This window comes from Mesorhizobium sp. WSM4816, from assembly GCF_055811535.1.
Map to the genome: position 1 here is coordinate 1 of NZ_JBVVQR010000055.1, position 9,480 is coordinate 9,480.

A 9,480-nucleotide genomic window follows, 5' to 3' on the forward strand; every position below is an offset into this window, starting at 1 on the left:
GCGTCGAGCACTGCCGCAACGACCCCACCCGTCCATCCGCCTTCGGCGGCTGTCCACCCTCCCCTCAAGGGGGAGGGAAGGCACCCATCTTCGCCGCGATGTCGCGCATGACAGCCTCGTCGGTCGCCGCACGCGGCTTCCGCGACGCGACGAGGCAGGCCTGCGAGCGCAGGATGACGCCGTCCGCCAAAACCTTCAGGTGATTGGCGCGCAGCGTCGAGCCTGACGTGGTGATGTCGACGACGACATCGGCCAATCCCGCCGCCGGCGCGCCTTCGGTGGCGCCGAGGCTCTCGACAATGCGATAGACCTGGATGCCGTGCTTTTGCGAAAAAAACTGCTGCGTCAGCCGCCAGTATTTTGTGGCTATCCTGAGCCGCCTGCCGTGGCGCTGGCGGAAATCGGCGGCGACATCGTCGAGGTCGGCCATCGTATCGACGTCGAGCCAGATGTCGGGCACCGCCACCACGACATCGGCATTGCCGAAACCGAGGCGGGCGACGATCTCCGCGCGCGCCTCCCAGTCGGCGAGGCTTTCGCGCAACAGATCCTCGCCGGTGATGCCGAAGTCGACCGAGCCCTGGCCGATTTCGCCTGCGATTTCTGACGCCGACAGGAACGCCACCTCGACCGCTTCCACGCCTTCGATGCGGGCGCGGTACTTGCGCTCGTCGCCGGGCAGGCTGACGGCAAGCCCGGCCTCGGCCAGCACCTCCAGCGCCTGCTGCTTGAGCCGGCCCTTCGATGGAATCGCCAGGGTGATCATTGCGCCTTCTCCCGCAACGTTTCGATGCGGTCGAGCCAGACGGAAAAGCCGACGCCGGGGATCGGCGTTTTCGCGCCGAGCAACGTCAGCAAGCGGTCGTAACGGCCGCCGCCGGCCAGCGGCCGGTCACCGTTTTCCGCCGCGATCTCGAAGACCAGGCCCGTGTAGTAATCGAGCGGACGGCCAAAGGCGGCGTCGTAGCGGATTTTTGCCGTGGACAGGCCAAGCGCTTCGATCGCCTTGGCGCGAGCTGAAAAATCTTCCAGTGCCGCGCCCAGCGAAACGCCAGCCCCGGTCGCAAAGGTTTCGAGCGCTTTTGCCGCGCTGTCGAGCGCCACATCGACTGCCAGAAAATCCTTAAGCGCCGAAAATGCCTCGTTCGACAGCCTGACGCTGCGCAGCTCGGCCTTTTCGATCAAGCGCCGCGCAATCTCGGTCGGCGACCGTCCGGCCGACGCCGACAGACCCGCCTGCTCCATGCCGCCGGCGATGTGCGAGGAAAGCGCTTCCAGATTGCCATCGAGGACAAGGGCTGCGGCCGCGCCGGCGAGCTGGCCGTTGCGCGGCGGGTTGGCGAGGTCGGCAAGCGCTGCCTCCAGCATCGCCGCCGAACCGAAGGCGCGGGCCAGCCGCATGCGCCAGCCGCGCGGCAGGCCGAGTGCGGCGAGCACCGCCTCGAAAACAGTCTGGTCGCCGAGCGTGATCGTTAGTTCCTGGCCCGGCAGCACCAGCGAAAGCAGCGCATGCGCATCGGCCAGCGATCGGGCATCGGCCTGTGCGATGTCGCCGTCGCCGAGATCCTCGATGCCGGCCTGGAAAAACTCGTTTCCGCCCTCGCGGCGCTGGCGAAACACCTCGCCGAGATAGGAATAGCGGCGCGGCGTTCCGGCTTGGCTGGCAATGTGGTCGAGGCAGACCGGGATGGTGAACTCCGGCCGCAGGCAAAGCGTCTGTCCGGTCTCGCTTTCGGTGAGGAAAATACGCCGGCGCAAATCCTCGCCGGCCATGTCCAGGAACGGGTCGGCCGGCTGCAGCACCGCCACCTCGACCGCATGCGTGTTTCGCGCAGCAAAGAGTTTTGTGATGTCTGATGCAATGGCGGGGTAGCGGGAGGTCATTGATCGGTTGGGCGCGAGGCACCCCCCTCTGGCCTGCCCTCTTTGCCACCACTTGGCATCTCCCCCTCAAGGGGGGAGATTAGTCTCGTCGCAGCCTTCGCCCTATTTTCAAGGTTGAAAGGTAAGTGCCGGCGGTACGGCTGCCAATCTCCCCCCTTGAGGGGGAGATGGCCGGCAGGCCAGAGGGGGGTGTTCACGCGCCACCCTTCGCACGGTCGGCCGCCTGCGCCGCCAGTATCTTCCTTACCTCGCCAACCAGATCGCTTTCCGCCACCGTCACCTGCGCCGGGCGCGCGGAGCGCCATTCGGCGTTGTCCACAATCTCCGCCGACATCCGGGCGCCCTCGATCAGGTCCTTGATCTGCACCTCGCCTTTCGCCCGCTCGTCGCCGCCCTGGATGATGGCGACCGGGCTGCCGCGGCGGTCGGCATATTTGAGCTGCGCCTTCATGCCGGCGCCGCCGAGATACATTTCCGAGCGGATGCCGGCGGCGCGCAGCTCGGCCACCATTTTCTGGTAGCGGCCGAGGCTTTCGGTGTCCTTGTCCATGGTGAGCACGACGACCGGCGCGATCACGTCTGACGTATCGAGCTTGCCGAGGTTTTTTAGCGCCGTCATCAGCCTGGAGACGCCGATGGAAAAACCGGTCGCCGGCACCGGCTCGCCACGAAAGCGCGACACCAGCCCGTCATAACGGCCACCGCCGCCGACCGAACCGAAGCGGACGATTTTTCCCTCTTCGTTGGGAATTTCGGCCAGCAGTTCGGCTTCATAGACCGGGCCGGTGTAATATTCGAGGCCGCGGACGACGGAGGGGTCTATGCGAATGCGGTCCGGACCATAGCCGGCAGCCAGGACAAGCGCTTCAATCTCTTTGAGTTCAGCAAATCCCGCTTCGGCGGTGAGGTTGGCCTCAAGTACCCTGGTCCATTTTCCTACATCGTTTTTGAGCCCAGCCTCGACGTGTTGGTTGTGAAGAACGACGGCGACAATGAACGCTGCTTGAACTTCGTCTAGCCCAGCCCCCTTTGTAAAATCCCCCTCGCCCTCTTTACCGCCGTCCCAGCGACCTTTGCCCAGCAAAAGCTTGACGCCTTCCGGTCCAAACTTGTCCAGCTTGTCGATCGCGCGCAGCACCTGCAACCGGCGCCCAGCATTCTCGTCGCCGCCAAGGCCGATCGCCTCCAGCACGCCGTCGAGCACCTTGCGATTGTTGACCCTAATGACGTAGTCGCCGCGCTTGATGCCGAGCGCTTCCATCACGTCGGCCATCATCATCGCCATTTCGGCGTCGGCCGCGACACCTGGCGTGCCGACCGTGTCGGCGTCGAACTGCATGAACTGGCGGAAGCGGCCAGGGCCGGGCTTTTCGTTGCGGAACACCCAGCCGGAGCGGTAGCTGCGATAGGGTTTTGGCAGGCGCTCAAAGTTTTCAGCGACAAAACGCGCCATGGGTGCGGTCAGGTCGTAGCGCAGCGACAGCCACTGGTCGTCATCGTCCTGGAAGGAGAACACGCCTTCGTTCGGCCGGTCCTGGTCGGGCAGGAACTTGCCCAGCGCATCGGTGTATTCGATCAGCGGCTGGTCGACCGGCTCGAAGCCGTACAGCTCATAGACCGAGCGGATCGTCGCCATCATCTTCTCGACGGCACGGATATCCTCGGCGCCGCGGTCGACAAGCCCGCGCGGCAGCCGCGCTTTCATCTTTTCCGATTTGTCGGCCATGGCATGGGTCTTTTCGCTAGGTAAAGCTGACTTGTTTCGAGTGGGCGTGTCCTAACCGATGGGGCTTGGCGCGGCAAGGGTTTGCTCCCTGCCTTCTCCCCGTGCGGGAGAAGGCAAGAAGCTGAAACAATTCCGCCATAAGCGCGGCATCGTGCCGACACAATCGCAGCCGATAAAGCTCGCCGAAACAAGGGGTTCGGGCCATGACCTTGGCGCAGAAATTCGACATCAACGACAGCCGCACCCGCGAGCTGCCCGCCCAGCTGAGGCCGGCCGATCATCATGCACCGGGACCTGCAGCCCAAATGGCGGGACCGTTCGAGGTTGCCGCAGACAAGCGTACGGGGCCGACCATGCGCGATGCGCTGCTGACCAGCCTGCTCGTGATCTATCCGGCGTTTGCCACGATAGCGGCTATCGTTGCCGGGCTCTTTCTGGCGGGCGCCGGCGCTTGAGTTGTTGAACGCCCCTTGCCTTCCCCCCTTGTGGGAGAAGGAAAAAGAAGGGAGCTACTTCGGCCTTTTGAACGCCTTGCGCTCCACCTCGACCTGCTCGCGGCAGACACAGCCTTCGAGATGGTCGTTGACCAACCCCATGGCCTGCATGAAGGCGTAGACGGTGGTCGGGCCGACAAAGCTCCAGCCGCGCTTCTTCAGCTCCTTCGAAATCCGCACCGAGACTACCGTGGTCGGGTTGGCGCGCAGATGGGCGAGATCGACGATTTCGGGCCGTTCGTCCGGGCCGGGTTCGAATTTCCAGAACCAGGCCGCCAGCGAGCCGGCCTCGTCGGCCAATTCACGCGCGCGCCTGGCGTTGTTGATGGTCGAGACGATCTTGCCGCGGTGACGAATGATGCCGGCATTGCCGAGCAGGCGCTCGACATCCTGTTCGGTGAAGGCGGCGATCCTGTCGATATCGAAGCCGGCGAACGCCTCGCGAAAATTCTCGCGCTTGCGCAATATGGTCAGCCAGGACAGGCCCGACTGAAAGCCTTCGAGGCAGATCTTTTCGAACAGCCTGCGGTCGTCGTCGACCGGCCGGCCCCATTCGTGATCGTGGTAGTGCAAATAGTCCGGCAGATTGCCGTGCCAGAAGCAGCGCGCGATACCATCGGGTCCAGCGAGCAGGCCTGTCTTCTCATCCATGGCGGAATTCCATTGGTTAATGCGCCTCAGCGCTGCCTTTACCGCGGCTTTACCAGATTCCTGAACCGACCGGTAACCACACCGAAAGCTTTACTGACAATGCAGCATTTTACGCATTCCGATTCACATTTCGGTTGCTGCTCCGCGCCCAATGTTCGCGACATCGGGGACGCTTGAGCGCCCCGGCATGTTCGACGATCAGGGTGCGTTCCGATGAAGACATTTTTGTTCCCGCTGCTCGGCGCCGCAGCCGTGCTGGCCACTGCCGCTACATCCTCCAGCGCCAACGACCGCTATGCCGACAGGCCGCCGGTGATGGTGAGCCCCGACCTTTCGGCGCCCTGGGTGCTGCAGCTTGGCCGCGCGCCGGGCATCGTCCGCCAGAACCGGCAAGAGATGCAAAAGCCACAGCGCCGTTCTCAGCGGCAGGCGCAACCGGCTCAGCTGCACACGGCCGCGATGCAAGCGCCGGCCAAGAAGCGCATTATCGCGCGACCGCAGATCAACCCGATCTATCTGCCGCAGGAAGTCGCCTATGACGGCCCGGAGAAGCCGGGCACGATCGTTATCGATACACGGGAGAATTTCCTCTATCTGGTCGAGAACAACGGCAAGGCGCGGCGCTATGGCGTCGGCACCGGCAAGCCGGGCTTCGAATGGGCCGGCAAGCACAAGATCTCGCAGAAGAAGGTCTGGCCCGAATGGCGACCGCCGGCGCAGATGATCTCGCGTGAAGCCGCCAATGGCCGTTATCTGCCGACCTATCTCGCCGGCGGCGTCGAGAACCCGCTCGGCGCGCGCGCGCTTTATCTCGGCTCGACGCTCTACCGCATCCACGGCACCAACCAGCCATGGACGATCGGCGGCGCCGTGTCGTCGGGCTGCATCCGTATGCGCAACGAGGACGTCGTCGATCTCTATGAGCGGGTCGATGTTGGCACGACGGTTGTGGTGATGTAATCTGCGGTTGATTTTGTTGCCGAGTCTGTCCAGAAGTCTCGGGATCATCAGAATACGGGGGACGGGCCGTGTGGGGATACGGTCGGTCACGAAAGGGCAGCGCGGCAAACCGCGCTGCCCTTTCTGTTTCCGGGACGCGATAGGATAGTTTGGCAGGATCGGGTGGTACGTCGCGCCCGCGGCATGGCGGTTCGCATTCTCGCTGCCATTCTCCTCGGTATTTTGCTATGTCGGCTGCAACGCTTCCAGACAAAGGCTTAAGCTCAATGTCCCTGTCCGACGACAGCCGCTATCTCCGGGGCGGTCCGGTCGCCCAACGCATCATCGCCTCGGTGCGCGAGGATGCAGCGATCGCCACCGCCGAAGGCTTTCCGGCCAAACTGATATCGATCACCGTCGGCGACACGGCTGCAGTCGATGTCTATGTGCGCAACCAGCGCGCCAAGGCGGCACTGGCCGGTATCGGTTTCGAGGAAAGACGATTTCCCGCCGACATCACCGCCGGCGAACTCGAAGCAGCGATCCACGGCCTGAACGCCGATCCGCGCGTCACCGGCATCATCATCCAGCGGCCGGTGCCGGTGCATATCCCGATCAAGACGCTGCAAGCGGCGGTGCATCCGCTCAAGGACGTCGAGGGCATGCATCCAGCCTCGATCGGCAACATCGTCTACAACCAGCTAGACCTCGCACCGTGCACGGCCGCCGCTTCGGTCGAACTGCTCAAGGAGACCGGTCTCGATCTCAAGGGGCTCGAGGTCGTCATCGTCGGTCACTCCGAGATCGTCGGCAAGCCGATCGCCTTCCTGCTGATGAGCGAAGGCGCGACGGTGACGGTGTGCCATCACATGACGCGCTCGGTGGCAGCGCATGCGCGGCGTGCCGATGCGCTGTTCGTCGCCGTCGGCAAGCCGCGGCTGATCAAGGCTGACATGGTCAAGCCCGGTGCGGCCGTCATCGACATCGGCATCAATGCCGAGATCGGACCGGACGGGGAGAGCCGCATCGTCGGCGACGTCGACGCCGAGAGCGTCAAGCATGTGGCGTCCTGGATCACGCCGGTGCCGGGCGGCGTCGGCCCGATCACCGTGGCGATTCTTTTGCGCAACACGATGGTGGCGCTCAGCCGGCAGCGCGCGCGCTACCATGCGACCTATGGCGTGGTGGACAAGCTCGCGGCGGAATAAGCCGGCAGCGCCGGTGGATCACTCCGCTGCAACGGCTGCCCTGCTGTCCGGAACGCCCTCCGGCTGCGGCCCGCCATAAGCCCAGTCGAGCAGCTTTATCGTATGCACCACCGGCAGCTTCGCGGCAGAAGCAATCTGGGTGATGCAGCCGATGTTGCCGGTGGCGACGATTTCAGCACCGGTCGCCTCGATATTTCTCACCTTGCGGTCACGCAGCTGAGCCGAAATCTCCGATTGCAAAATGTTGTAAGTGCCGGCCGAGCCACAGCACAAATGCCCCTCGCGCGGCTCGCGCACGACGAAGCCGGCCTTGGCCAGAAGCTCCTTCGGCTGGCGGGTGATTTTCTGGCCATGCTGCATCGAGCAGGCGGAGTGATAGGCGACGACGGTGCCGGGCTTGCGCACCGGCTCGGGCAGATCGATGCTTGCCAGATATTCGGTGATGTCCCTGGCCAGCGCCGATACCCGCGCCGCCTTTTCGGCATAGGCGGGATCGAGGCGCAGCATGAAACCATAATCCTTGATGGTGGTGCCACAACCCGACGCAGTGATGACGATGGCGTCCAGCCCGCCTTGCTCGATGGCGCGCGTCCAGGCGTCGACATTGCGCCTGGCCGAGGCAAGGGCTGCCGCCTCGCGGCCCATGTGATGCACCAGCGCACCGCAGCAGCCCTCGCCCTCGGGAACCACGACCTCGACGCCGAGCCGCGTCAGCAGCGCGATCGTCGTGTCATTGATGGCGGGATCGAGCACGGACTGCGCGCAGCCGGTAAGGATGGCGACGCGGCCATTTTTGCTCGTGCCCTGCCCGGCATGAATGCCCGGTGAAGCCATTGGCGAGGCCGCAGGAACCGACGCCGGGGCGAGCTTGAGCATCGCACCCAGCGGCTTCAGCGCCGGGAGCTTTTCCAGCAGTCGGGCGAATGGCTGGCCGAGCTTTGCCAGCTTGAGCGCAGCGCGAAACCGCGAGGGATAAGGCAGGACCAAGGCCAGCACGGCGCGGGTCAGCCGATCGGGCAGCGGCCGCTTGTAGGTTTCCTCGATATGGACGCGGGCGTGGTCGATCAGATGCATGTAGTTGACGCCCGACGGGCAGGTTGTCATGCAGGCGAGGCAGGACAGGCAACGGTCGATATGGGTGACGATCTGCTTGTCGGCCGGTCGGCCGTTCTCCAGCATGTCCTTGATCAGGTATATCCGCCCGCGCGGCGAATCCAGTTCGTTGCCAAGCGTCACATAGGTCGGGCAGGTGGCCGTGCAGAAGCCGCAATGCACGCATTTGCGCAGGATCTTTTCCGATTCCGCGACATGCGGATCGGCAAGCTGGGCAGCTGAGAAATTGGTCTGCATCTCGTACCTCCTAAGCCATGCGGCCGGGGTTGAGGATCGCCTTCGGATCGAATTCGGCTTTGAGCCGCGCCGACAATGCTGCCAGGTGCGGCGCCTGCGGCTCGAACACCGGTACTGCGGCGCGATGCGAAGGGGCGGCGCGTACCAGCGTCGCATGGCCGCCGCCATACTGTCTCACCAGTGCGCGCAGAAGATCGGCTTCGGGATCGCCATGCTCCATGCGCAGCCAGATCAGTCCGCCCTGCCAGTCATAAAAGGCATCGACGGCCGCCTGCATGCGCAGCGCCAGCACCATCTGGTGGCCTTGCGCCGGCGCCATCGACACGCGCCACACCGGCTTTTCCAGGCCGTCGGCAAACGGCGCGCAATCGCGGATATCGCGCCAGACCGAATGCGAAGTCTCGCCCGAGATTTCCTCGAGCGGGCCGGCATTTCCGAGCAGATCTTTCAGCGCTGCGATGCGGTAGGCGACCGACGGGCCGAACCCCTCGACGCGCAGCAATGTCGCGGCGGTGCTGCCGAGAACGCCGCCGGCGACCCGTGCGGCAACGCGTTCGGGAAGATGGGCAGCACTCGACACTTCGGCGCTGGAGCCGAGCGCCAGCGCCATAGCGGCCGCGGCATGATCGTCGAGCAGGCCGCGCACAGCCAGCGTGACTTCGGTCTCGGCAGCGGGCAGCACCTTGAAAGTGACGTCAGTGAGAACGGCAAGCGTGCCCCAGCTGTTGGCCATGAGCTTGGACAGGTCATAGCCGGTGACGTTCTTGACCACGCGGCCGCCCGATTTGAACGCCTCGCCACGCCCGGAAACCGCTGCTATGCCAAGAATGTGGTCGCGCGCCGCCCCGGCCTTCAGCCGGCGCGGGCCGCAAAGGTTCGCGGCCAGCACACCGCCGATCGTGCCTTTTCCCAACCCGCCGCCGAGCAGCGGGCCATAATCCAATGGCTCGAAAGCCAGCTGCTGGCCGTTTTCGGCAAGTAATTTTTCGATCTCGGCGAGCGGCGTGCCTGATTTCGCCGACAGCACCAGTTCAGCCGGCTCGTAGAGCGTCACGCCTGACAGTTTCGACAGGTCGAGCGTATGCTCGGTCTGCAGCGGACGGCCGATGCCACGCTTGGAGCCATGGCCGAGGATTTCGAGCGGCGTTTCTTCCGCCGCCGCCCAGGCGACAGTGGCGAGAGTTTCGGCGGTGGTGGCGGCGGTGAAGGTGGTCATGGCCGCAGAACT

The 9,480-nt window shown here is 64.5% G+C and carries 9 protein-coding genes; 3 read left to right on the forward strand and 6 right to left on the reverse strand.

Annotated features, from left to right (window positions below; all coding sequences use genetic code 11):
• Positions 1-64 precede the first annotated feature (64 nt).
• The 3 genes from hisG to hisS all read right to left on the reverse strand — a co-directional run bounded on the left by hisG (position 65) and on the right by hisS (position 3,610).
• Positions 65-766, reverse strand: a complete 702-nt coding sequence (gene hisG / locus AC0L3H_RS31020; RefSeq protein WP_473588023.1) for an ATP phosphoribosyltransferase — start codon at positions 764-766, stop codon at positions 65-67.
• Positions 763-1,884, reverse strand: coding sequence for an ATP phosphoribosyltransferase regulatory subunit (locus tag AC0L3H_RS31025; RefSeq protein ID WP_473588024.1), 1,122 nt, complete (start codon positions 1,882-1,884; stop codon positions 763-765). Before AC0L3H_RS31025 ends, hisG begins: the two co-directional genes overlap by 4 nt.
• Positions 1,885-2,077: 193 nt before the next feature.
• Positions 2,078-3,610: a histidine--tRNA ligase gene (gene hisS, locus AC0L3H_RS31030; protein WP_473588025.1), complete on the reverse strand. Its 1,533-nt coding sequence runs from the start codon at positions 3,608-3,610 to the stop codon at positions 2,078-2,080.
• 203 nt (positions 3,611-3,813) lie between these two features.
• On the opposite strand from hisS, the gene AC0L3H_RS31035 reads away from it, so the two are divergent.
• Positions 3,814-4,065 (forward strand): hypothetical protein, encoded by a 252-nt coding sequence (locus AC0L3H_RS31035; RefSeq protein WP_473588026.1) that lies wholly within the window; start codon positions 3,814-3,816, stop codon positions 4,063-4,065.
• A 54-nt stretch (positions 4,066-4,119) separates the two neighbouring features.
• Here AC0L3H_RS31035 and AC0L3H_RS31040 read toward each other — a convergent pair whose 3' ends face one another.
• Positions 4,120-4,755, reverse strand: coding sequence for a DNA-3-methyladenine glycosylase I (locus tag AC0L3H_RS31040; protein WP_128175214.1), 636 nt, complete (start codon positions 4,753-4,755; stop codon positions 4,120-4,122).
• A 213-nt stretch (positions 4,756-4,968) separates the two neighbouring features.
• Between AC0L3H_RS31040 and AC0L3H_RS31045 the strand changes: the two genes are divergently transcribed.
• The gene (locus tag AC0L3H_RS31045; RefSeq protein WP_473588027.1) at positions 4,969-5,715 is read left to right on the forward strand and encodes a L,D-transpeptidase; all 747 of its coding nucleotides are present in this window, start codon (positions 4,969-4,971) and stop codon (positions 5,713-5,715) included.
• Positions 5,716-5,981: 266 nt separating this feature from the next.
• On the forward strand, positions 5,982-6,902 hold the full coding sequence (locus tag AC0L3H_RS31050; RefSeq protein ID WP_287071305.1) for a bifunctional 5,10-methylenetetrahydrofolate dehydrogenase/5,10-methenyltetrahydrofolate cyclohydrolase: 921 nt from the start codon (positions 5,982-5,984) through the stop codon (positions 6,900-6,902).
• 18 nt (positions 6,903-6,920) lie between these two features.
• Here AC0L3H_RS31050 and glcF read toward each other — a convergent pair whose 3' ends face one another.
• Together glcF and AC0L3H_RS31060 are read right to left on the reverse strand one after the other, a co-directional pair.
• Entirely contained in the window at positions 6,921-8,252 is a 1,332-nt protein-coding gene (glcF, locus tag AC0L3H_RS31055; RefSeq protein WP_473588028.1) for a glycolate oxidase subunit GlcF, read from the reverse strand.
• Positions 8,253-8,262: 10 nt separating this feature from the next.
• Positions 8,263-9,468, reverse strand: a complete 1,206-nt coding sequence (locus AC0L3H_RS31060) for an FAD-binding protein (RefSeq protein ID WP_473588037.1) — start codon at positions 9,466-9,468, stop codon at positions 8,263-8,265.
• Between the last annotated feature and the right edge of the window lie 12 nt (positions 9,469-9,480).

Coding starts and splice junctions, on each gene's coding strand:
- AC0L3H_RS31025 (WP_473588024.1), bottom strand. CDS start 1,884: ATGACCTCCCGCTACCCCGCCATTGCATCAGACATCACAAAACTCTTT.
- AC0L3H_RS31035 (WP_473588026.1), top strand. CDS start 3,814: ATGACCTTGGCGCAGAAATTCGACATCAACGACAGCCGCACCCGCGAG.
- hisG (WP_473588023.1), bottom strand. CDS start 766: ATGATCACCCTGGCGATTCCATCGAAGGGCCGGCTCAAGCAGCAGGCG.
- hisS (WP_473588025.1), bottom strand. CDS start 3,610: ATGGCCGACAAATCGGAAAAGATGAAAGCGCGGCTGCCGCGCGGGCTT.
- AC0L3H_RS31050 (WP_287071305.1), top strand. CDS start 5,982: ATGTCCCTGTCCGACGACAGCCGCTATCTCCGGGGCGGTCCGGTCGCC.
- AC0L3H_RS31040 (WP_128175214.1), bottom strand. CDS start 4,755: ATGGATGAGAAGACAGGCCTGCTCGCTGGACCCGATGGTATCGCGCGC.
- AC0L3H_RS31045 (WP_473588027.1), top strand. CDS start 4,969: ATGAAGACATTTTTGTTCCCGCTGCTCGGCGCCGCAGCCGTGCTGGCC.
- glcF (WP_473588028.1), bottom strand. CDS start 8,252: ATGCAGACCAATTTCTCAGCTGCCCAGCTTGCCGATCCGCATGTCGCG.
- AC0L3H_RS31060 (WP_473588037.1), bottom strand. CDS start 9,468: ATGACCACCTTCACCGCCGCCACCACCGCCGAAACTCTCGCCACTGTC.